A 22882-nucleotide genomic window follows, 5' to 3' on the forward strand; every position below is an offset into this window, starting at 1 on the left:
CCGCCGCCGACCATCGGGTATGACCCTGAACCGTCCCTGATCCACCTGCGCGTCCGACGTGCACACCGTGATCGGGGGATCCCCTGATATCGGCGCCCGGAGCCCCTGATTCCGCCCTGGATCGGGCTTCCGGACGCCCAGCCCTCGCCAGGGCGTGCCACGATGGCGAGGTGAGTCATCCCGACGTCCGCGTGAGCCGGCCCTGGACCCCGCCCTGGCGGTCCACGGGCCACGTTCCGCTGCGCCGGATCCGGGAGGGCCGCGTCTTCGGTGGAGTCTGCGCCGGCCTGGCCGCGCACCTGGGCGTCGACGTGCGCTGGGTACGGATCGCGTTCGTCGTCCTCAGCCTGTTCCTCGGCGCCGGGGTCGCGCTCTACGTCTGGTTCCTGCTCACCGTCCCGACCGGGGACCCGCAGGAGGAGGCTGCCCAGGCCCGGCCCACCCGGCTCAGCCGCCTCGTGCCAAGGCTCCGCTCGCGCACCGCTGCCCGGCCTATCGGGGACGTGGTGCTCGCGGTCGTCCTCATCGTCGTGGCGGGCTCCCTGCTCGCCACCCGTGCGGACCTCGACGTCGCCTCGACCTGGATCCTGCCGGTCCTGGTCCTGCTCGGTGGCGCCGCACTCGCGTGGAGCCAGCTCGGCGCCGTCGAGCGGCAGCGCCAGGCGGGGGAGCCCGCTCGCAAGTCCACCGTGGTGCTGCGCGTCGGCGGCGGCCTCGCGCTCGCGCTGGTCGGTGTCCTGATGCTGGTCGGCCAGGGGCAGACGTTCCCCGAGGTGCTCCGCGGCGCGGTCGCGGGCATCGCGATCCTGGCCGGGGCCGCCGTCGTGCTCGCTCCACTCGGCCTGCGCCTATGGCGTGAGCTCGTCGCCGAACGCGCCGCGCGGGCACGCGAGGCGGAGCGTGCGGACATCGCCGCCCACCTGCACGACTCCGTCCTGCAGACCCTGTCCCTGATCCGTTCCCGCGCCGACGACCCGCAGTACGTGCGGCGCCTGGCCCGCGCGCAGGAGCGGGAACTGCGGGACTGGCTGTACTCCGACCGGCCCGAGGTCGGCGACTCGGTCGCGGCCATGGTGCGCCAGGTCGCGGCGGAGGTGGAGGACGCCCGTGGCGTCCCGATCGACGTGGTCACGGCCGGCGACGCCCGGCCAGACGACGGCACCACGCCGCTGGCTGCGGCTACCCGCGAAGCCCTCGCCAACGCCGTCGCCCACGGCCTGCCACCGATCTCGCTGTACGTGGAGATCGGCGCCGAGAGCGTGGACGTGTTCGTACGGGACCGCGGCGACGGCTTCGACCTGGCCGCCGTGCCCGAGGACCGGCACGGGGTGCGGGACTCGATCCTTGACCGGATGCGCCGGCACGGCGGCAGCGCGACGATCCGAAGTGATGCCACGCGGGGCACCGAGATCCACCTGAGGATGCCCCGCAGCGATGGAGGCGAAGAGACATGACCCTGCGACTGGTACTCGTCGACGATCACCGGATGATCCGGGCGGGTGTTCGGTCCGAGCTCACCGACGACCTCGAGGTCGTCGGCGAGGCGGACGACGTCCCGTCCGCGATCTCGGTGGTGCACTCGCTCAGGCCCGACGTCGTGCTGCTGGACGTGCACCTGCCCGGTGGGCAGGGCGGGGGTGGGGCGGAGGTGCTGGCCGGGTGCGCCGACGTGCTGGGCGACGTCACATTCCTGGCGCTGTCGGTCTCGGACGCCAGTGAGGACGTCGTCTCGGTGATCCGGGCCGGTGCGCGCGGGTATGTGACCAAGGCGATCAACGGGGCGGACCTGTCCGATGCGGTGCGTCGGGTGGCCTCCGGGGATGCGGTGTTCTCACCGCGCCTGGCCGGGTTCGTGCTGGACGCGTTCGGTACCGCCGCCGCGGACGTCGCCGTCACCGACGACGAGCTGGACCGGTTGTCCGCACGCGAGCAGGAGGTGATGCGCCTGATCGCCCGCGGGTACACCTACCGGGAGGTCGCCGGCGAGCTGTTCATCTCCATCAAGACCGTCGAGACGCACGTCTCCGCCGTGCTGCGCAAGCTGCAACTCTCGTCCCGGCACGAGTTGACCCGCTGGGCCGCCGTGCGAAGGTTGCTGTAGCGGGCCCGTCACCGCGCCCGGCCAGAACCCCAGACGAAGGCAGGAACATGTCCCTCATCGCGATCATCGGCGGCCACGGCAAGGTCGCGCTGCACCTGAGCCGGATCCTGGTCCAGGACGGGCACCGGGTCAGTTCGCTGATCCGCAACCCCGACCATGCGACGGACGTCGAGGCGACCGGGGCGACGGCGGTGGTCGCCGACGTGGAGAACCTGTCCGCCACGCAGATCTCCGAGTACCTCGCCGGTCACGACGCCGTGGTGTGGTCCGCCGGAGCCGGCGGTGGCGACCCGGCCCGGACCTACGCCGTCGACCGTGATGCGGCGATCCGCTCGATGGATGCGGCCCAACTGGTCGGCGTGCTGCGTTACGTGATGGTCTCCTACCAGGGCGCGCGCCTCGATCACGGCGTGCCCGAGGGCTCCGGCTTCTTCGCCTACGCCGAGGCGAAGGCCGCCGCCGACGAGCACCTGCGCGGCACCGCGCTGGACTGGACGATCGTCGCGCCGGGTGCGCTCACCGACGATCCGGGGACCGGGAACATCGCCGTGGACACCGACACCGGCGGTGTCCCGCGTGAGGATGTCGCCCGGGTGGTCGCGGTCGCCCTCGACGACTCCCGCACGATCGGCCGGTTCGTCGGCTTCACCGGGGGCGCCACGCCGATCCCGCAGGCGCTCGCGGCCCTGGCCTGAGCCGGCGATTGGCCCGGTGGCACCGTTCTGACGTAGTGTCAGCATCATGGACATCGTCTTTGGGATCCTGCTCGTCCTGCACCTGATCGGCTGGGCCATCGTGCTCGGCGGCAGCCTCGCCGGCCTCAAGTCGGCGACGCTGTACAAGGGCACCGTGCACGGCATCCTCACCGCCCTGATCACCGGCATCCTGATGGTCGGCCTGGCCTCCGCCGGCGTCGCGGGACATGACCCGAACAACATCAAGATCGGCGTGAAGCTCGTCATCGCCCTGGTGGTGACCGGGCTCGTGATCTACGGTTCCCGGAACTCCGAGAAGGTCACCAAGGGCTACCTCGGCGGGATCGCCGGCCTCACCGTCGTCAACATCGCGATCGCGGTGCTCTGGAGCTGAGCCGCACGCCCGCCCGGCACGGGCTCACCACGCCTCTTCCAGGCGGCTCCGGAGCTCGGTCGGCAGGTGCAGGGCCACGCCGGTCATCGCCGTCGCCAGTTGATCGAGGTTGCTCACCCCGATCACCGGGGTGATCGCCGGGACCCCGCCGGTCATCCAGGCGAGCACCACCTCGCTGCGCGAGTGCCCGACGGCGTCGGCCACCTCCGCCAGCGCCTCCAGCCGGCGCGTGGTCCCCACGTGCTCGAAGGCCTCGGAGACCGGCCGGTCCGCCCGTTCGTAGGTACCGGCGATCAGCGGGCGGTAGCCCCAGATGTCCACGTCCGGATCGGACGCCGCGTAGTCGAGGTCCTCGTCGGTGACCCACCCGAACCGGTGGTCGTGGTCCCGGCCACGCACCATCGGCCGCGGCTGCAGGTAGCTGTAGCGCAGTTGCAGGGCGGTCGGTCCGGCGATGCCGAGCCCGGCAGCGATGCCGCGGGCGCGTTCGGTGCGCCACAGGGCGGTGTTCGAGTGCCCGAGCCGACCGACCTTGCCCTCGGTGACCAGGGAACCGAAGGCGGCGACGTTGTCCGCCTGGGCCACGTCCCGGTCGTCGCGGTGGGCCCAGTACAGGTCGATGTGCTCGATGCCCATCCGGCGCAGGCTCTGCTCGGCGACGTCCCGGACGACCTCGGGGGCGAGTCCCTCGGAGACCTCGGGCCAGCTGTTCGGCGTGAGGCACTCGCACCCGACCTTCGTCGCGATCCGGACCCGGTCCCGGACGCCCGGGCGGGCGGCGAGCCACCGCCCGAGGAGGTCCTCGCTCTGACCGCCGTACCCGCTCGGGTCGGCCCAGAACGCGTAGCAGTCGGCGGTGTCGATCCAGACGCCGCCGGCGTCCACGTAGGCGTCCAGGATCTCGAAGGAGGTGGGCTCGTCGATGGTGGTCCCGAACAACATGGCGCCGAGAGCGACGTTAGGCTCGGTGCGCTCGGGTGGGGTCGGGGGCACGGTGGTCGGTGTCGTGGGTGTCATGGAGCCACTCTCTGACCTGTAGCGCGCTATAGGTCAAGCCCTTGATCGACGGCCTCCCGCGGCGCACGATGGACCGGTGGCTACCTACACACCTGCCGAGACCGAGGCTCGCAGCGGATTCAGCATCGGGACCCTGCGCTACTACGAACGGGTCGGGCTGCTCTACGACATCGCCCGCGACAGCAGCGGGCGGCGCGTGTTCACCGACCGGGACCTGGAGTGGTTGGAGATCCTGCGCTGCCTGCGTGACACCGGGATGCCGATCGCCCAGATGCAGCGGTACGCCGACCTCACCGTCAACGACGGCTCCGTCTCCGAGCGCCTGGAGATCCTGCGCCAGCACGACGACGCGGTGACCGACCAGCTGGCGCAGCTGCGCCAGTGGCGGCGGCACCTGCGGGACAAGATCGCCTACTACGAGGGCGTCCAGGAGCAGGCGCCGCCCGGACCCGGCACACTGACCGGGTGAGTGCACTCGAGGTCATCTGCGCCCTGATCATGGTGGTCGGCCTGTTCGGCGTGGTCGTCCAGGTCCTGCCGGGCTCCCTGATCGTGCTCGGGGCCGTGCTCATCTGGGCGATCGCCGCCGGCGGCGGCGCCTGGTGGGTGTTCGTGATAGGGGCGCTGGCCGTGGTGGCCGCGGGCGTGGGCAAGTACCTGCTCGCCGGACGCGGGCTGAAGCGGGCCGGGGTGCCGAACTCGACGCTGATCTGGGGCGGGATCGCCGGCGTGGTCGGGTTCTTCGTGGTGCCGGTGATCGGTCTCCCGCTGTTCTTCGTGCTCGCGGTGTTCCTCGCCGAGTGGATCCGCCTGCGGGACCTGGCACCCGCCTGGTCCTCCACGAAGTCGGCGTTGAGGGCCACCGGTGTGACGATCCTCGTGGAGCTCGCCGGCGCGATGGTCGCGATCGGCGCCTGGGTCGTGGGCCTGATCGTCACCTGAGCGGTGGACGCCTCGTTCACCGGTGTCGGCGGTGACGCCTAGTCTTGAGGTGCCATGACCTCACTGTTCGACAACCTCCCGCTGCCCGGTCTCTCCGCGTCCGCCGACGCCCACCTGCCCCGGGTGATGCCACCACGCGACCCGGATGCGCAGACGTCCCCCGAGGGCCGAGACGGCAACGGCGAGAACGGGCCCGGATCGCTCGCCGCCGAGGCCCTGTTGGACGGATTGAACCCGCAGCAACGTGCGGCCGTGGTGCACGAGGGCGGGCAGCTGCTGATCATCGCCGGGGCAGGTTCGGGCAAGACCCGGGTGCTGACCCACCGGATCGCGTACCTGCTCGCGACCGGTCGCGCGCGCACCGGCGAGATCCTCGCGATCACGTTCACGAACAAGGCCGCCGCTGAGATGCGCGAGCGGGTCAGCGAGCTCGTGGGACCCCGCGCCCGGAACATGTGGGTCTCCACGTTCCACTCCGCGTGTGTGCGCATTCTGCGTCGCGAGGCCAAGACCCTCGGGCTGCGCTCCAACTTCTCGATCTACGACGCCGCCGACTCCCAGCGCCTGATGCTCCTGGTCTGCCGCGAGCTCGACCTGGACCCGAAGCGGTTCCCCCCGAAGGCGTTCTCGAACCGGGTCTCCGACCTCAAGAACGAACTCGTCGACCCGGACGACTACGCGAAGACGGTCGGGGACTCCAACCCGTTCGAGCAGAACCTGGCTGCGGCGTACCGGCTCTACAACGAGCGGTTGCGCCAGGCGCACGCCCTCGACTTCGACGACCTGATCATGACGACAGTGAACCTGCTCCAGGCGTTCCCGAACGTCGCCGAGCACTACCGGCGCCGGTTCCGGCACATCCTCGTGGACGAGTACCAGGACACCAACCAGGCCCAGTACATGCTGGTGCGCGAGCTGGCCGGCGTCCCGCTGGATCCGTCCGACGGCGCCGCCGAGGCGAAGGACAACGACCTGCCGACGGCGGAACTCACCGTCGTCGGTGACGCGGACCAGTCCATCTACGCGTTCCGCGGCGCGACGATCCGCAACATCGTCGAGTTCGAGAGCGACTACCCGGACGCGACGACGGTCCTGCTCGAGCAGAACTACCGCTCCACGCAGACGATCCTGAGCGCCGCCAACGCCGTCATCTCCCGCAACCCGGACCGCCGGGCGAAGAACCTCTGGACCGACAGCGGCTCCGGCCCGCAGATCATCGGGTACGTCGCGGACAGCGAGCACGAGGAGGCCCGGTTCATCGCCGAGGAGATCGACCGGCTCGGTGACTCCGACGGCGTCCGTCCCGGCGACGTGGCGATCTTCTACCGGACGAACGCCCAGTCGCGGGCACTGGAGGAGGTCCTGATCCGCGTCGGGCTGCCGTACAAGGTGGTCGGTGGCACCAGGTTCTACGAGCGCCGCGAGGTCAAGGACGCGATCGCCTACCTGCGGGCGATCGCCAATCCGGACGACGCGATCAACCTGCGCCGGATCCTGAACGTCCCCAAGCGCGGCGTGGGGGACCGGGCCGAGGCCATGATCACCGCGCACTCCGAGCGGGAGCGGATCTCGTTCGGGGCCGCGATCTCCGACGCCGAGAACGTGATCGGCCTCGCCACCAGGTCACTGACGGCGGTCCGCGGCTTCGCGACCCTGATGACCGGCCTGCGGGAACTCGCCGCGGGCGGAGCCTCGCCGGCGGAGGTGCTGGACGCGGCACTGGACCGGTCCGGCTATCTCGCCGAGTTGCGCGCGAGCGACGACCCGCAGGACGCCTCCCGCGTGGAGAACCTCGCCGAGCTGCACGCCGTTGCCACCGAGTTCTCCGAGAGTGATCCGGACGGTGACCTCGGCGACTTCCTCGAGCGGGTCGCGCTGGTCGCCGACACCGACCAGATCCCCGACGACGACGACGATCGCGGCGTGGTCACCCTGATGACGGTCCACACCGCGAAGGGGCTGGAGTTCCCGGTGGTCTTCGTCACCGGCCTCGAGGACGGGACGTTCCCGCACCAGCGTTCCCTCGCGGACGAGACGGAGCTCGCCGAGGAGCGCCGGCTCGCGTACGTCGCGCTGACCCGGGCGCGGCAGCGGCTGTACCTGTCCCGGGCGGCGGTCCGGACGGCCTGGGGGATGCCCAACGAGTTGCCGGCCAGCCGGTTCATCGCGGACATCCCCGAGGAGCTGATGGACTGGAAGCGCCGAGAGTCGTCGATGGCCACCCTGCGGGGCGGATCCTTCACCGGTGGGTACCGGAACCGCGGGGACGGCGGCCGCAGCGGGTCCCGCGGGCCGTCCGCCCCACCGGTCCGCACCACCCGCGCGGATGCGGGCACGCCGTCGTTCGGCTCGGCGAAGCCCCGCGCCGACACGCCGTCGGTGGACGTCGGTGACCGGGTGACCCACGACGCCTACGGCATGGGCCGGGTGATCGCCGTCGAGAGCACCGGCGCCAACGCCGTCGCGAAGATCGACTTCGGATCCAGCGGCACGAAGCGACTGCTGTTGCGGTACTCCCCGGTGACCAAGCTCTAGGCGCCGGCGGGTCTATCCCGCCGGGGTGATGCCCACGTTCGCCATGTCCACGACGCGTCGGTAGCCGATCGCCTCGTAGATCCTGTTCGAGGTGGGGTTCGCCTGGTCGGTGAACAGGCACATCCGCAGTCGGTCGGCCAGGTGTCGGGCGGTCAGTTCAGCGACGACGTGGGAGGCGATGCCGCGGCCCCGGTCGCGCTTGGGCGTGTAGACCGGCGCGATCCGGACGACCCCGAACGCGGGCGGGCTGGTGCCGGTCAGGTGCACCGATCGGCCGTCCGGATCGGTGAACAGCCAGTACCCGCCCGCCGTGATCGCGCGGCGGACACGATCCGGGTCGGGGCCGAAGCCACGGTCCGGATCCCGACCGGTCTGCTCCTGTGCGTCGCGGTGGAACGCCGCGCACCAGTCCAGGACGAGCTCGGCATCCGAGACCTCGGCCCGCCGCAGCACCCCGGGCACCGCGGGCGGCCGGACCACCTCGCGGCACTCGAACAGCCTGGTGTGCTGGGCGATCGCCGAGGCCCCACCCCAGAGGCGCACGGTCTCGTCGGCGAAGACCCGGGCCGCCGGAAGTGCCCCGTTGCAGCCGCCAGGATGTTCGCCACTGTCGCGCAGCGATCCGGCAAGAAGGCGGGCAGCATCGTCCGGCATCGGCAGCACGAACACCGGGTACGGGGGCTGCGCCGCGGTGCGCATGGCGAGCCCGATGACCGTGTCGCCGTCGGTCATGGTGGCCCACCAGTGCGGGTGGGCCGGGGCTGGAACGCCGGCGGCCTGCTCGCCGGCGGCGCGTTCGGTCGTCGTGGCGACCACGCTGCCGACCACCGGGTCCCCGGCCAGCCCCGGGCGGGCGATCGCGAGGAACTCTGCCGGATCGGTGTGGAACGTGACCTTCACCGGACCGACTGTAGGGCGGGCGGCCGCAGCGCGGCAGGGCCTACCTGCCGACCGGCGCGGCCGTCACGATCAGTCCTGCCCGGCGCAGCCGCTGCCGACGGCGGGGCGGTGCACCCAGGTGCACCGCCCCGCCGTCGGGCCGGGTCTTGCTTGTTCCGGCCCGTCAGCCGACCGGGACCGTCGCCGGCACCTGGCCCTGCGCCGCCGCCGTGAACGGGGCGAGGTCCTGCTCGCAGGTCGCCCCGTCGGTGGCCTCGAGATCGATCAGGTAGTTCGTGATCGCCGCGTCGGCGCACGCGCTCGGGGTGATCAGGGTGGTGTGGCCGTAGCCCTCGACCGTGAGCATTCGGGCGTCGCGCCACAGGTCCGCGTAGGGCTGCGTGAACGCGTACGGCGTCGCCGGGTCGTAGCGGGTCCCGATGACCAGCACCGGGGCGTGGGTGCCCTGCTCCCACGGGCCCGTGTACCGGTCCTCGTCGGCCACCGGAGTGAACTCGCACTGGATGCCGACCCAGGCCCTGGCGGTGCCGAAGTGCGGTGCCTCCACCTCTGCCGCGGCCGCCTGCGCCGGGTAGTCGAGCGCGGTGCCGGGGTGCTCCCCGTCGACGCACATGCTCGCCAGCGCACCGCCCATCGAGGGGTAGTCCTCGAGGATCCCGACCCGGCGGAGCAGGTCCTGGATCGAGTCGTTCCCGAGCGAGTCCTCCCGCGCGGACAGGGTGCCCGGCTGTTCGGGGACCGGGACCAGCGAGGCCAGCGCGGCAGCGAGGTCCGCCCAGCCGGCCGGCGCGTACAGCGACGAGAAGATCGTGGTGACGGCGTCGTCATAGCCGATCGTGATGGTGGTCCCGTCGCCAAGCGGCACCTCGACGGGCTCGGCCCGCAACTGCGCGAACAGGTCATCCATCACCTGCTCCGGGTCGCCGAGGGCGGCCAGTGCGCAGCCCTGTGGTCCGGCCTCGGCGCACAGGCGCAGGAACTGCTCGTAGGTCTCGCTCGCAGCGACCGCCTGACCGGTCCGGCGCCCGATGCTCCGGTCGTCACCCAGGCCCGTGTAGGCCTCCGGGTCCATCGTGCCGTCCAGCACCAGGGCGCGGATCCGGTCCGGGAACAGCGCCCCGTACGTCGCACCGAGGTACGTGCCGTAGGAGTAGCCGAGGTAGTTCAGCTCCGTGTCGCCCACGGCTTGGCGCAGCAGATCCAGGTCCCGGGCCACGTTCGCCGTGGAGGACGTCGCGATCCGGTCACCGGAGATCGCGGTGCACGAGGCACCGGCCACCGCCCAGGACCCGATGAATCGCGCCTCCTGCTGGGGGCCGACCGGGAACGCCTCGAGGGTCGAGGCCCAACGGGCTTCCGCGTCGGCGTTGCGGAAGCAGGTCACCGGGTCGGAGAGCCCCACACCGCGTGGATCGAACCCGATGATGTCGAACCGGGCGCGCAGCTCCGGGCCGTAGGCCTGCGGGCCGAGCGCCTGGAGGTTCGCCACTCCGGGGCCGCCAGGGCCGCCGAAGTTCAGGAACAGCGAGCCGATCCGCTGCTCCGCGTCGGTGGCCGGAAGCCGGGTGAGCGCGATCGTCGTGGTCGGGCCGTTCGGGTCGTCGTAGTCGCTCGGCACCTCGGCGCTCGCGCACTCGAAGCCTTCCAGTCCCTCGCCGCAGGCCTCCCAGAGGAGGTCCGGGATGGGTGCTTCCACCTGCGCGGCGTCGTCCGGCGGTGGTGCGGGCTCTGCGCCCGCGGACGGGGCCGCGCCGGCGGCCGTGGCGCCGCCGAGCAGGAGCCCGGCGGCCGCCAGTGCGGCGAACGCGGCGGTGCGTGATCGTGATGGTCTGAGGTCCCCCGTGATCTGTGTCATACCGTCCTTGCTAACAGCGGAGCCGGACCACGGCAATGGCTGAAGGCGTCCCGGAGCCGAGGTTCACCCGGGCGACGGAGGCACCGCGAGCGCCGTCTCCCCCATGCGGAGGAGGGCGCTCCACCTCAAGGACCGGATCGCAGATCCGATGCTGCGGGCACGGGCGAGGTCTGCGAAGGTGGGGCGGCGAGCAGACATCGACGAGGGGGACAGCCATGTCGACCAAGCGGGCCGACGTCCACGGTCCGGCCAGGATCACCGGGCGCCTGCTCGCCGTCATCGGAGCGGGACTGCTGCTTGTGGCCGCCGGCTGCGCGGACTCCGATCCGCAGGGCACGGAGGTCCCCGGTGGTTCCGGTCCCACCGAGCCGACGAGCGGCGCGGAGACCAACGGTCCTGACCCTGCCGGTCCGAGCATCGGGGACTGGGTCGAGGTGCCGCCGGGATCGGTCCTGCTGGCCTCGACCGTCGGAACTGCGGTGCTCGCGGTCGGTGAGGCAGTGCCGAGCGAGGCGGGCGGCGAGAGGCTCGACGGGGCGGTCACCACAACCCGCGACGTCGCCGCCTATGACGCCGCGGGCGCCGTCCTCTGGGAGTTCCCGGGTGTGGTCGAGGACTACTACGACCCGACCGTGGTGGCCACCACGTCCGGCGTGGCGCTGCTCTCACCGGAGGATGCCGGCACCCGGCTGACCCTGGTCGACTGGGCCACCGGCGAGGAGGTCTGGAGCCTGGACCCGGACGAGCTCGGCGGGTGCCGGCAGTGGCGGTTCACCGACCTGCCCGAATCGGACGTGATCGCGCTGACCTCGGACGGCCCGCCCTGCCCGGGCACCGAGCCCGACCGCGCCGGCGTGGTCACGATCGACGCCGCCACCGGGGCCACCCGGGACGCCCACCTGCCCAGCGCCGGCACGATCACCACCGTCCTCGCCCCAGCGACGGCGGAGGTGTGGAGCGTCGAGCTCACCGACACCGTGCTCACCGTGCAGCGCTTCGACCCCGCGAGCGGCGCCGTGGACGCCCGCGAGTTCGGGCGGGACGCCGAACACGCGCAGGAGCTGCGCGCCCTGAGCGCCCACGAGCACAACCGCATCGAACAGGTCGGCCCCGACCTCGCCGTCGTCCAGCGCTGGGGCGAGGAGGGCCTGATCGCCTCCTACCTGATGGACTGGACCACGGAGATCCCCGGGTTCACCTCGGGCGACCCGGTCGGCCCGTGCTTCGGTGAGGCACTCGCCGCGAGGGACGTCCCGTCCGCCGGGTGCCTCGCCCAGGACCTCGGTACCGACGATGCGCCGCTCTCATCGGTCGGCTTCGACGGCACCACCCGCTGGGAGCTGCCCGGGAGCGCGGGACTGACGATGGAGGTCCCGGCCCGGGTGACCCCGGTGCACGTGGGCCAGGACCGGGCGTGGGTCGTCTCCACCGGGTCGGACCTGCTCACCGCGGTCGACGTCGAGACCGGTGAGCCGCTCTGGGTGGTCGGCGCCGGGGAGGGCGCCGGCGAGATCAGCCAGGGCTACCTCGCCGAGGGTGGCGTGCTCGTTGCGGCGGTCGCCGGCGCCGCGGGCGGTCCCGGCGAGGTGGTCCGCGTCGACGTGGCGACCGGCGCCGAACTGGACCGGCACGACTATCCCGGCGGCTGGGTCTCCAGCACGGACACCGCGGCGGTCGTGACCGGCGCCGAGGCCGCGCTGCTCACGGTCGTCACCGAACCCGTCGGGTGAGACTGTCGATCCGCGCGAGTCCCGCCCGTCATCACTGCTGACAGCCCATCACCGACCGAGAGGCCAATCCGATGAAGTTCCTGGTGCTGATGACCGAGGCGGAGCACTTCGACCGCTGGGATGCCAGCGACGACACGGCGCAACAGGCCGTGCTGGACGCCTATGCACGGTTCACCGACGCCGTCCGCGCCCGCGGCGCCCTCCTCTACGGCGACGCTCTCGCCCGCCCCGAGCAGGCCCGGACGCTGCAGCCGGGCGACGGCGAGCACCGGCCGGTCACGGAGGGGCCGTACGTGGAGTTCGTCGAGCAGCTGGGTGGCTTCTACGTCGTCGAGGCACCTGACCTCGCCGGCGTGACCGAGGCAGCGCGGCAGTTGCCGCGGGAGTACACGATCGAGATCCGGCCGTTGCTGGACGTGTACCAGGGGGTGACCTGGCCGCTTCGGGCCGAGTGAGCAACGGCCGGACCGATTCGGCGCATCGCCGAGAGCGGTCCGGCCGGAACCGCGTGCCGCGCCCTAGGCTCGGTCCGAACGAAGAGGCGAGTCGGACCGGAGGAGATCGTGAGCGTTGACGCGCCCAGCCGTGAGCAGGTCGACTCGGGTGATCCTGCACAGGCCCTGCGCACCGGCCGGATCGACGGGCTCGACGGCGTGCGTGCCCTGGCGATCATCGCCGTCCTGATCTTCCACCTGCGTCCCCTGAGTCTGCCCGGCGGGTACCTCGGTGTCGACGTGTTCTTCGTGATCTCCGGGTTCCTGATCACCACCCTGCTCGTGCGGGAACTGCGCGGGAACCGGCGCATCGACCTGCGCCGGTTCTGGACCCGGCGCGCGCGCAGGCTGCTGCCCGCGCTCGTGGTCGTGGTGTTCGCGACGGTCTCGCTGGCGGTGTTCGCGGGCGGAGACCTGCTGGTCAACATCGGCCGGCAGGTGACCGGTGCCCTCACGTTCTCCAACAACTGGCTGGAGATCGGCGCAGGCTCCAGCTATTTCAACGCCACCTCGCCGCAGCTGTTCGTGAACTTCTGGTCCCTGGCCGTGGAGGAGCAGTTCTACCTGTTCTGGCCGCTGCTGTTCACGGTGATCATGGCGATCACCAGGACCGGCCGGCAGCGCGTGGGAGTCCTGCTCGCGCTCGCCGCCGCATCCGCGATCGCCATGGCCGTGCTGTACAGCCCCGGCCAGGACGCCACCCGCGTGTACTACGGCACCGACACCCACGCGTTCGGCCTGATGATTGGCGCCGCGCTCGCGGTCAGCGCCGCCGGGCAGTCCTGGAACCTGCTCGCCACCCGGTTCTGGCGACGGGGCCGCGTGTTCATCGCGCTCGCGGCACTGGCCGGCCTGATCGCGCTGATGCTCTGGATGGACCCGAGCCGCCCGGTCGCCTACCGGGGCGGCATCCTGGCGGCCTCCCTGCTCACCGCGGCGATAGTCGGCGCACTGCCCGGGCCGACCACAGTGCTCACCGCGGTGCTCTCGCTGCGTCCGCTTGCCTGGATCGGGGAGCGCTCGTACGGGATCTACCTGTGGCACTGGCCCGTGATCCTGCTCATCGCTGCGTTCGCACCCCCGGTCGGCATGGACACCCCCGGGCACTGGGTGCAGCGCGGCCTGGCCGTGCTGGCGACGCTCGTGGTCGCGGCAGTCTGCTACCGGTGGATCGAGAACCCGATCCGGGAGCTGGGCTTCCGGGAGGCGAGCCGCCGCGCGCTGGATGCGATCGGCGCGCCGGGACGCCTGACCGGTCCGCGGCTCGGCGTCGCCGCAAGCCTGGCCTGTGTGTCCCTGTTCACCGCGGCGCTCGCGACCGCACCGGACCGCTCCCAGGTGGAGATCGCGCTCGCCGACGCGGCCGCGATCGTCGAGGACACCGGGGCCGTCGCCGACGAGGGCGAGTCGGCCACCGACGGCACCGACGAGGCGGCCACGGAGGCGCCGGCCACCCAGGAGCCGCCGGCCGAGGCGGGCGATGACGGGGATCCCCCCGCGCCACCGGTGGCGCTCGGGGAGCAGATCTCCGGGTTCGGTGACTCGATGCTCTATGTGGCAGCGCCCGGCCTGTCCGCCGACCTGCCGGGCATCGGCATCGACGCCCGGTCGAACCGGCAGTGGCCGGACGTCCTGGCGGCCGTCCAGGCCGCCGTGGAGGCCGGCTCCGTGCGTGAGTACGTGGTGATCGCCGCGGGCACGAACGCTGGCGTGCGGGAGCCGGACCTCGTCCGGGCGGCCCTCGACCTGCTCGGCCCGGACCGGTCCGTGGTACTCGTGAACATCTACGGGTCGAGCAGCTGGGTGCCGGAGTCCAACCAGAACCTGGCCGACGTCGCCGCCGAGTACCCGAACGTCGCAGTGGCGGACTGGAACGCCGCGGCGACCGCGCATCCCGAGCAGCTCCAGCCGGACCTGATCCACCCGAACATGGACGGCATGTACCTGTTCTCGGACGTGGTCCAGGCCGCGCTGGCGACACTGACCGCCTGAGGTCGCGGTCGGGGGCGGCGTCGGGCACCCGCCCCGGTGCGCGGTACAGTTCGAGGGAAAGTCTCGATGTCGAGGCATCCGATGACAGCGGGCAATAGAAGGGCGCGACGCAGGTGGACCTGTTCGAATACCAGGCACGAGATCTGTTCGAGAAGCACGGCGTACCCGTGCTGGGCGGCATCGTCGCCACCACACCCGAGGAGGCCAGGGCCGCGGCGGAGCAGCTGCTCGGTGACTCCGGCGGGGTCGTGGTCGTCAAGGCGCAGGTGAAGATCGGTGGCCGCGGCAAGGCCGGCGGTGTCAAGGTGGCGAAGTCCGCGCAGGAGGCGGCCGACCGTGCGTCGGAGATCCTCGGCATGGACATCAAGGGCCACACCGTGCACCGGGTCATGATCGCCGCTGGCGCCGACATCGCGGAGGAGTACTACTTCTCCGTGCTGCTGGACCGCTCCGAGCGCCGTTACCTCGCCATGGCCAGCGTCGAGGGCGGCATGGAGATCGAGGAACTCGCGGTCGAGCGTCCGGAGGCGCTGGCCCGGGTGCCCGTCGACCCGCAGGTCGGGATCGACCAGGCCAAGGCCGACGAGATCGTCGCGGCTGCCGGCTTCGCCGCCGACGTCGCCCCGAAGGTCGCCGCCGCCATCCAGAAGCTGTGGACCGTCTACCGCGAGGAGGACGCCACGCTGGTCGAGGTGAACCCGCTCGTCAAGACGGGCGCCGGGGACATCGTGGCGCTGGACGGCAAGGTCACCCTTGACACGAACGCCGACTTCCGGCACGCCGACCACGCCGAGCTCGAGGACAAGGCCGCCGCCGACCCGCTCGAGGCGAAGGCCAAGGCCGCCGGCCTCAACTACGTCAAGCTCGACGGCGAGGTCGGCATCATCGGCAACGGCGCGGGCCTCGTGATGAGCACCCTGGACGTCGTCGCCTACGCCGGGCAGGCGCACGGCGGCGTCAAGCCCGCCAACTTCCTCGACATCGGGGGCGGCGCGTCCGCCGCGGTGATGTCCGCCGGACTCGACGTCATCCTGAACGACCCGCAGGTCAAGAGCGTCTTCGTGAACGTCTTCGGTGGCATCACCGCCTGTGACGAGGTCGCGAACGGCATCGTGCAGGCCCTCGAGATCCTCGGCGACAAGGAGAACAAGCCGCTCGTCGTCCGCCTCGACGGCAACGCGGTGGAGGAGGGCCGGGCGATCCTCGCCCGCGCCGCCCACCCGCTGGTCACCGTCGTGGACACCATGGACGGCGCCGCCGACAAGGCCGCCGAACTGGCGAACAGCTGAGCCCCGAGAACCTACGAGACGCAGAAGAGACAACTGAGAACATGGCGATCTTCCTCAACGAGACCTCGAAGGTCATCGTCCAGGGCATGACCGGCTCCGAGGGTCAGAAGCACACCACCCGGATGCTGGCTTCCGGCACCACCATCGTCGGCGGCGTGAACCCCCGCAAGGCCGGCACCGCCGTCGACTTCGACGTCGACGGCACCACCACCTCCGTGCCCGTGTTCGGCACGGTGGCCGACGCCGTCGCCACCACCGGCGCCGACGTGTCGGTGATCTTCGTCCCGCCCGCGTTCACCAAGGACGCGGTGATCGAGGCCATCGACGCCGGCGTGCCGCTCGTGGTCATCATCACCGAGGGCGTGCCGGTCGACGACACGGCGGTCTTCTACAACTACGCCGCCAGCAAGGGCGTGCGACTCGTCGGCCCGAACTGCCCCGGTCTGATCAGCCCCGGACGCTCGAACGTCGGCATCATCCCGGCGAACATCGCCGGCGCCGGCCCGATCGGGCTGGTCTCCAAGTCCGGCACGCTGACCTACCAGATGATGTACGAACTCCGGGAGTTCGGATTCTCCACGGCCATCGGCATCGGCGGCGACCCGATCATCGGGACCACCCACATCGATGCCCTCGAGGCGTTCGAGGCGGACCCGGAGACCAAGGTCATCGTCATGATCGGTGAGATCGGCGGCGACGCCGAGGAGCGGGCTGCGGCCTTCATCGCCGAGCACGTCACGAAGCCCGTCGTCGGCTACGTGGCCGGCTTCACCGCCCCAGAGGGCAAGACGATGGGCCACGCCGGCGCGATCGTGTCCGGCTCGTCCGGCACCGCCGAGGCCAAGAAGGTCGCCCTCGAAGCCGCAGGCGTGAAGGTCGGCAAGACCCCGAGCGAGACCGCCGCGCTCGCGCGCGACCTGCTCGGCGGCTGAGCCAGCGGTCCGCGTGGGTGGTGCAGCACCAACGCTGCCCACGCGGACCATCGCACCTTCCCTGCCCTTTCATTTATAACAGAATTCGCGCAGCCTCATGAGGCGCGAATTTCCGATCTAGGGTGACCAACCTCAGATTGGAGTGACGGGCATGAATCCCTTGCGAACCAGCGCCTTCGACCTTCCCGACCGCCTCACCGCCAAGGCCGACGAGGCCCTCATCGGTGCCGACGAACACCACTTCGCAGCGATCGAGGCGACCCTCGCCGAACAGATCGCCGACCTCTCCGACCGGCTCGAGGTCACCCGGCGGTCCCCGGGCCGCAGCGGCCAGGCCGCCCTCGAGCGGGACCAGGAGATCCACCGGCTCACCGCCCGGCTGCGTCTGCTCCGGCGGTTCGGGCTCGACCTCTGCCTCGGGCGCATGGTCGCCCCCGACTGCCCCGACAGCCCCGACGGCCGGCCCGGCTCGGCCACCACCCCCGTGTACGTGGGCCGGCTCGGACTCACCGCCGGCGACGGCCGGCGCCTGCTCGTCGACTGGCGCTCACCGGCCGCCGAACCGTTCTTCGGAGCCACGCACGCCAACCCGATGGGCCTGACCAGCCGTCGCCGCTACCGCTGGACCGGTGGCCGGATCACCGACTACTGGGACGAGGTCTTCACCAGTGACGGCCTGGCGGGGCTCGACGGCAATCCCGCCCTCGATGACCAGTCCGCCTTCATCGCCAGCCTCGGCAGCAGCCGGTCGCCCCGGATGCGGGACGTGCTCGGCACCATCGCCGCCGATCAGGACGCGATCATCCGCGCCGGCTCGGACGGCGCCCTCGTCGTCGACGGCGGCCCCGGCACCGGCAAGACCGTGGTCGCCCTGCACCGCACCGCCTACCTGCTCTACTCCGACCCCCGGCTCGGCCACCGCCGGGGTGGTGTGCTCTTCGTCGGCCCCCATCAGCCCTACCTCGCCTACGTCTCCGACGTCCTGCCGAGCCTCGGCGAGGAGGGCGTACAGACCGCCACGATCCGCGACCTGGTGCCCGAAGGGCGCGCGGCCCGCGCCGAGACGGACCCGGACGTCGCCCGCCTGAAGTCCTCGGCCGAGATGGTCGGCGCGATCGAGCGGGCCGTCGCGTTCTACGAGCAACCCCCAGCCGAGGCGGTCGCGGTCACCACCGAGTGGGCCGACTTCCGGGTGGACCCGGACGCCTGGGCGGAGGCGTTCTCCGCGCGCGATGCGACCACCCCGCACAACGAGGCCCGCGAGGACATCCTCGAGGAACTGCTCACCATCCTGCTCGACTCCTTCGACGGCGAGGAGGACGCCGAGACGGTGCGTGCCGCGCTGCGCCGCAGCGCCGACCTGCGCGGCGCCCTGACCAGCGCCTGGCCCACGCTCGAGGCGACCGACGTCGTCGGCGACCTCTGGTCCGTCCCCGCCTACCTGCGCCTGAGCGCTCCGTGGCTGAGCAGGGACGAGATCCGGAGCCTGCAGCGCGACGAGCCCCAGGCGTGGACCGAGGCCGACCTCCCGCTCCTGGATGCTGCGCGCCTACGCCTCGGGGACCCGGAGGCCTCGCGACGCCGTCGCCGGCGTGAGGCGGCGCTCGCCGAGCAACGTGCGCACATGGACGACGTGGTCGCGGACCTCATCGCCACCGACGACAGCGAGATGGGCGTCATGCAGATGCTGCGCGTGGACGACATGCGCGACAAGCTCGTCGACTCCAGCGCCGTGGGAACGGACGTCGTCGTCGACCCGCTCGCCGGCCCATTCGCGCACATCGTCGTGGACGAGGCACAGGAACTGACCGACGCCCAGTGGCAGATGCTGCTGCTGCGGTGCCCCTCCCGCAGCTTCACCGTGGTCGGGGACCGGGCCCAGGCCCGGCACGGCTTCAGGGAGTCCTGGCAGGAGCGCCTGGAGAGGATCGGGCTCGACCGGATGCACCTGGCCTCGCTGACCATCAACTACCGCACGCCGGAGGAGGTCATGACGCAGGCCGAACCGGTGATCCGCGCGGTCCTCCCGGACGCGAACGTGCCGACCTCGATCCGCAGCACCGGCACGCCGGTGCGGCACGGCGACACCGGCGAGCTCGAGGAGATCCTGGACGGCTGGCTCGCCGACAACGCCGAGGGGATCGCGTGCGTGATCGGAACCGGGCGGCTCGGCCGGCCCGGCGGGGACCGGGTCCGGGCGCTGACCCCGGAGCTGGCGAAGGGCCTCGAGTTCGACCTGGTGGTCCTCATCGACCCGGAGTCGTTCGGCACCGGGATCGAGGGCGCGGTCGACCGCTACGTGGCGATGACCCGCGCCACCCAGGAACTCGTGATCCTCACGAGTTCCTGACTCACCCGCGCGCCGAACGGCCTCCGCGGGCCGATCCGGGTGACCATGGGAGGCGATGAGTACCACCACCCGCCCGCCGACGATCCCACCGCGCGTCATCGAGCATGAGGCCTATGGCAGCGGCGGTCGCCCGACGTTCCGGCTGCCGGAGCACTCCGTGCGCGGACTGCTCGCCGGCGCGGAGGCCGTGTTGTTCGGATGGTTGGTGCTGGTGATCCCGGCCGTGGCCGCGTACGTTGCCACGGCCGCCGCGCCGGCGCTCGGTGAGGCCGGCTGGCTGGAGGCCGCCCGGGTGGGCACCGCGGCGTGGCTGCTCGGCCACGGGGCGTCGTTCTCCGCCGGCGGCCTGCAGATCAGTCTGGTCCCGATCGGGGTCACCGCGCTGTCGGTGTTCCTGGTGTCGGCTGCGGTGCGCCGCGCCCAGCTCACCGGGTGGGCGGCGCTGCTGATCGCGTCGGCGACGTACGTCGCCGTCACCGGTCTGCTCGTCGCGTTCGCGGGGGTCGACGGCGGAGCCCGGGCTCTCGCCGGTGCGCTCGTGGTGGCCGTGGCCGGGTCGCTGCTCGGTCAGCGCGGCCGGTACCCGCGTCTGCCCGCCGCCGTGACCCGGGTCGTCGAGGTGGTCCCGGACTGGTTCGTCCTGGGTCTGCGGGCCGGCGTGCGGATCCTGGTGGCACTGGCGGTCCTGTCGCTGGCAGCCGTCGTGGCCGCGGTCGTCATCTCGTTCGACCGGATCCTCGACCTCCAGGCGGGTCTGCACACCGACGGGGTGAGCACCGTGATCGCCGTGTTCGCCCAATTGCTGCTCGTCCCGACGCTGATGATGTGGGCGCTCGCGTTCCTGACCGGCCCGGGGTTCTCGGTGGGGGAGGGGACGGCATTCGCCCCGACCGGGATCGACGCCGGGCCGCTCCCGGTTGTGCCGGTGCTCGGCGCGCTGCCGGAGCCCGGCAGCCTCGTCGGCGAACTGGGCCTCGTGGTGGTGATCGGGGTGCTCGTGGGCGCGGCCGTCGGGTGGTGGCTGCACCGGGCAGCCGCGCAGGAGGACCTACCCCGCTCGTTCGCCGCGGTCGCGGTGGCCGTGGCACTGACCGCGGTCGTCGTGGCCGTGGCGGTCGGTGCCGGCTCGGGCGGGATCGGGCCCGGCCGGATGGCGGTCGTCGGGGCCGACGCGGTCGCGGTGGCCGTCGCCGTCGGCTGGCAGGTGCTGCTCGGAGCGGCGGTGGTGGTGGTCCTCGCACACCCGACCACGGCCCGCGCCTTCAGTGCCCTGCGCGGTGTGGTGCGGTCCTGGTGGGGCGAGGTCCGGCCCGACGAGCGGTCCTGACCGCCCGCGAACTGCTCAGCCGTCGGTGCCGTAGCGCTCGGCCACGGCCTCGCTGAACTGCTGTTCGCACCGGTCCTGGGCCGCGATCGTCAGCGCCGAGTCGAGACATTGCTGGCGTTCCACCTGGGCCGGCCACAGCGAGAGCAGTGTGACCGAGGAGAACAGCATCAGGGCGGAGAGCACCATGCCGCCGGTCAGGAACACCGAGATCATGCCGCGCACGCCGGCCCGCCGGATCCGGCCAAGGGTGCGCAGGCCCACCACGATGGCACCGGCGGCGAACACCGGGGCCGCCACCTGCCACGGGATCGGCAGCCCTGACGTGAGCACCGCGGCGAGCAGCAGCAGGCCGAAGAACATGACCGAGCGGCTGATCTCGATGAGCTGTTCGGGTGTCGGTGCCGGCCGGGGCGGCTCGGCCCGGCGATCCGTCCCGATGCGGGCAGCCGACGGCAGGCCGGGTGGTCGTGCGCTGTGCCGATCCGGGTCCGGTTTCGGCCGCGACGGGTCCGGCGGGGCATAGGGATTGCTCATCCGACCCTCCTCCGGCGTCCAGCGGCCACGACCAGTGTCCATTCTCCCAGATCCGGGACCCGCGCTCGCCACTCCCACATCCGCACGGACTACAGTCGGACGCTGTGTCCACTCCCACGCCCGCCCACGCCGGATCAGACGTCCACGCAGGCCGTGGCCCCACCCGGGTCGTGGTCCTCATCTCCGGCGGCGGCTCGAACCTCGCCGCACTGCTCGAGGCGGCGACCGACCCGGGCTACGGCGCGACCGTCGTGGCCGTCGGTGCGGACCGCCCCGGGTGCGCCGGACTCGACATCGCCAGGGCAGCGGGCATCCCGACCTTCGTCGAACGCCTCGGCGACCACCCCGACCGGGACACCTGGGACGCGGCCCTGACCCACGCCGTCGCCGAGCACTCACCCGACCTGGTGATCTCCGCGGGCTTCCTGAAGCTCGTCGGCGCCCGGTTCCTGGCCCAGTTCGGCGGGCGGTACCTGAACACGCACAACGCCCTGCTGCCGGCGTTCCCGGGCATCCACGGCCCGCGGGAGGCGCTTGCCTACGGTGTGAAGCTCGCCGGAGCGACGCTGTTCGTCGTCGATGAGGGCGTGGACACCGGCGTGATCATCGCCCAGTGCGCGGTCCCGGTGCTCGACGACGACACCGAGGAGTCCCTGACCGAGCGGATCAAGGTCGCCGAGCGGGCCCAGCTCGTGGAGTACACCGGACGGCTGGCGCGACACCCGTGGCGGGTCGAGGGCCGGCGTTTCGTCATCGACCGCTGACGCCGGCTGCGACGTCTGACACCGGCCCGTCAGGTGCGCGCAGGCGCCAACAGCGCCGGGCCCCCGGAGCCGATCGGCCGGGTGAGCACGTCGGTCGGCTGGCTCGGATCGTCCAGCCAGTCGATGCGCTTCCACCAGCGGAATCCGACCTTGTCCGCCACGCGCCGCGAGGCCGCGTTCCGGGGATCGATCAGGCAGAGCAGCTCGCCATCGGTGAACCGGTCGGCACTGGCGAGCAACGCCGTCGTAGACTCGGTGGCGTACCCGCGGCCGCGGGCCTCGGGGACGAACCGCCAGCCCCACTCGAGCCGGTCGAGTCCGTCGACCACGGCCGTGCCGACGCCGGTGTAGCCGACGATCGCGCCCGTCGCCCGCTCGATCACCGGTTGCTTGGCGTACGGGACGGCCTCGACCAGGAGCAGCATCCCGTCGAAGCGCGCGTTGGCCGACACGGCGTCGTGCACGCCGTCGGAGAAGACGGTGAACGCCTCGTCGGTGAACATCGCGACGAACCGGTCGCGATCCTCCTCGACCGGATGCCGGATCGTGAGCCGGTCGGTCTCGATCGTCGACATGAGCGCGATGCTACTTCGCAGGTCGGAAGGACGCCGGGTGGGCGGCCCGTGCTACGGCCCCCAACCACCGTTCATAGTCCTGCCGCGCAGCGTCACGCGCGGATGCATCTTGGCCTGGTTCGTGCCGATAGTGTCGGTCGCCTCGCTCGGAGCGAACATCTCAGCGACGAAGCCGCGGACGGCTCGCCATGCCCGCGCGTACCAGGCGGATGGTGTCCTTCTCATGTCCGTACCCCTTTGTCCGGCCAGTCCTGAACAAGACTTGACCAGTACTTTACCAGGGGGACGCAGTCCCGCGACAGGGATCGGCGACCCGACCCACCCGGGCGAGCCGCCGCCGTCGGGCGCTAGACTGGCCGCGGTCGTGACTGGCGTCAGAGGTGGAGCACCACCTGGGAGCGGCCGAAGGATCGAATCTGTAGCGCACCGATCGCCTGGGTGCCGCGGTGGTGCACA

20 protein-coding genes and 1 riboswitch are annotated in these 22882 nt (G+C 71.9%); of the genes, 15 read left to right on the forward strand and 5 right to left on the reverse strand.

Annotation, left to right across the window (positions count from 1 at the left end):
- The first annotated feature begins 170 nt into the window (after positions 1-170).
- The 4 genes from GKS42_RS05895 to GKS42_RS05910 are packed head-to-tail and all read left to right on the forward strand — an operon-like array spanning position 171 to position 3190.
- Positions 171-1454 carry an ATP-binding protein gene (locus GKS42_RS05895; RefSeq protein ID WP_154792994.1) on the forward strand — a complete coding sequence of 428 codons (1284 nt, stop codon included), beginning with the start codon at positions 171-173 and terminating at the stop codon, positions 1452-1454.
- Entirely contained in the window at positions 1451-2101 is a 651-nt protein-coding gene (locus tag GKS42_RS05900; protein ID WP_154792995.1) for a LuxR C-terminal-related transcriptional regulator, read from the forward strand. The genes GKS42_RS05895 and GKS42_RS05900 overlap by 4 nt, the downstream gene beginning before the upstream one ends.
- 47 nt (positions 2102-2148) lie before the next feature.
- Positions 2149-2796, forward strand: coding sequence for an SDR family oxidoreductase (locus GKS42_RS05905; protein ID WP_154792996.1), 648 nt, complete (start codon positions 2149-2151; stop codon positions 2794-2796).
- A 46-nt stretch (positions 2797-2842) separates the two neighbouring features.
- A complete protein-coding gene (locus tag GKS42_RS05910; protein ID WP_154792997.1) occupies positions 2843-3190 on the forward strand; it encodes a hypothetical protein in 348 nt (115 codons plus the stop codon).
- 24 nt (positions 3191-3214) lie between these two features.
- Here the strand turns inward: GKS42_RS05910 and GKS42_RS05915 are convergent, their stop codons facing one another.
- The gene (locus GKS42_RS05915; RefSeq protein ID WP_210769321.1) at positions 3215-4207 is read right to left on the reverse strand and encodes an aldo/keto reductase; all 993 of its coding nucleotides are present in this window, start codon (positions 4205-4207) and stop codon (positions 3215-3217) included.
- Between the two features lie 76 nt (positions 4208-4283).
- Between GKS42_RS05915 and GKS42_RS05920 the strand changes: the two genes are divergently transcribed.
- The 3 genes from GKS42_RS05920 to pcrA are packed head-to-tail and all read left to right on the forward strand — an operon-like array spanning position 4284 to position 7684.
- A complete protein-coding gene (locus tag GKS42_RS05920; RefSeq protein ID WP_154792998.1) occupies positions 4284-4676 on the forward strand; it encodes a MerR family transcriptional regulator in 393 nt (130 codons plus the stop codon).
- Entirely contained in the window at positions 4673-5149 is a 477-nt protein-coding gene (locus GKS42_RS05925) for a DUF456 domain-containing protein (protein ID WP_232847948.1), read from the forward strand. Before GKS42_RS05920 ends, GKS42_RS05925 begins: the two co-directional genes overlap by 4 nt.
- Before the next feature lie 54 nt (positions 5150-5203).
- Positions 5204-7684: a DNA helicase PcrA gene (gene pcrA / locus GKS42_RS05930; protein ID WP_154792999.1), complete on the forward strand. Its 2481-nt coding sequence runs from the start codon at positions 5204-5206 to the stop codon at positions 7682-7684.
- Positions 7685-7696: 12 nt separating this feature from the next.
- On the opposite strand, the gene GKS42_RS05935 is transcribed toward pcrA, so the two are convergent.
- Together GKS42_RS05935 and GKS42_RS05940 are read right to left on the reverse strand one after the other, a co-directional pair.
- A complete protein-coding gene (locus GKS42_RS05935) occupies positions 7697-8584 on the reverse strand; it encodes a GNAT family N-acetyltransferase (RefSeq protein ID WP_154793000.1) in 888 nt (295 codons plus the stop codon).
- 163 nt (positions 8585-8747) lie between these two features.
- The gene (locus GKS42_RS05940) at positions 8748-10439 is read right to left on the reverse strand and encodes an alpha/beta hydrolase (protein ID WP_154793001.1); all 1692 of its coding nucleotides are present in this window, start codon (positions 10437-10439) and stop codon (positions 8748-8750) included.
- A 215-nt stretch (positions 10440-10654) separates the two neighbouring features.
- Here GKS42_RS05940 and GKS42_RS05945 point away from each other — a divergent pair, with 215 nt between their 5' ends.
- The 7 genes from GKS42_RS05945 to GKS42_RS05975 all read left to right on the forward strand — a co-directional run bounded on the left by GKS42_RS05945 (position 10655) and on the right by GKS42_RS05975 (position 20553).
- On the forward strand, positions 10655-12169 hold the full coding sequence (locus tag GKS42_RS05945) for a PQQ-binding-like beta-propeller repeat protein (RefSeq protein ID WP_154793002.1): 1515 nt from the start codon (positions 10655-10657) through the stop codon (positions 12167-12169).
- A 71-nt stretch (positions 12170-12240) separates the two neighbouring features.
- Entirely contained in the window at positions 12241-12624 is a 384-nt protein-coding gene (locus GKS42_RS05950; protein WP_154793003.1) for a YciI family protein, read from the forward strand.
- Between the two features lie 108 nt (positions 12625-12732).
- Complete coding sequence (locus tag GKS42_RS05955; RefSeq protein ID WP_154793004.1) at positions 12733-14655, forward strand: acyltransferase family protein; 1923 nt, start codon at positions 12733-12735, stop codon at positions 14653-14655.
- Positions 14656-14768: 113 nt separating this feature from the next.
- On the forward strand, positions 14769-15944 hold the full coding sequence (gene sucC, locus GKS42_RS05960) for an ADP-forming succinate--CoA ligase subunit beta (protein ID WP_154793005.1): 1176 nt from the start codon (positions 14769-14771) through the stop codon (positions 15942-15944).
- A gap of 41 nt (positions 15945-15985) precedes the next feature.
- Positions 15986-16876, forward strand: coding sequence for a succinate--CoA ligase subunit alpha (gene sucD / locus GKS42_RS05965; protein WP_154793006.1), 891 nt, complete (start codon positions 15986-15988; stop codon positions 16874-16876).
- A gap of 151 nt (positions 16877-17027) precedes the next feature.
- On the forward strand, positions 17028-19226 hold the full coding sequence (gene helR / locus GKS42_RS05970) for an RNA polymerase recycling motor ATPase HelR (RefSeq protein WP_154793007.1): 2199 nt from the start codon (positions 17028-17030) through the stop codon (positions 19224-19226).
- Between the two features lie 55 nt (positions 19227-19281).
- Entirely contained in the window at positions 19282-20553 is a 1272-nt protein-coding gene (locus GKS42_RS05975) for a cell division protein PerM (RefSeq protein WP_154793008.1), read from the forward strand.
- Positions 20554-20568: 15 nt separating this feature from the next.
- On the opposite strand, the gene GKS42_RS05980 is transcribed toward GKS42_RS05975, so the two are convergent.
- Entirely contained in the window at positions 20569-21087 is a 519-nt protein-coding gene (locus GKS42_RS05980; RefSeq protein WP_154793009.1) for a UbiA prenyltransferase family protein, read from the reverse strand.
- Between the two features lie 104 nt (positions 21088-21191).
- On the opposite strand from GKS42_RS05980, the gene purN reads away from it, so the two are divergent.
- Entirely contained in the window at positions 21192-21851 is a 660-nt protein-coding gene (purN, locus tag GKS42_RS05985; protein WP_154793010.1) for a phosphoribosylglycinamide formyltransferase, read from the forward strand.
- A 29-nt stretch (positions 21852-21880) separates the two neighbouring features.
- Here purN and GKS42_RS05990 read toward each other — a convergent pair whose 3' ends face one another.
- Positions 21881-22426, reverse strand: a complete 546-nt coding sequence (locus GKS42_RS05990) for a GNAT family N-acetyltransferase (RefSeq protein WP_154793011.1) — start codon at positions 22424-22426, stop codon at positions 21881-21883.
- A 354-nt stretch (positions 22427-22780) separates the two neighbouring features.
- A riboswitch (ZMP/ZTP riboswitch) is annotated at positions 22781-22873 on the forward strand.
- The last annotated feature ends 9 nt before the right edge of the window (positions 22874-22882 follow it).

This window comes from Occultella kanbiaonis (assembly GCF_009708215.1).
Lineage (GTDB): Bacteria > Actinomycetota > Actinomycetes > Actinomycetales > Beutenbergiaceae > Occultella > Occultella kanbiaonis.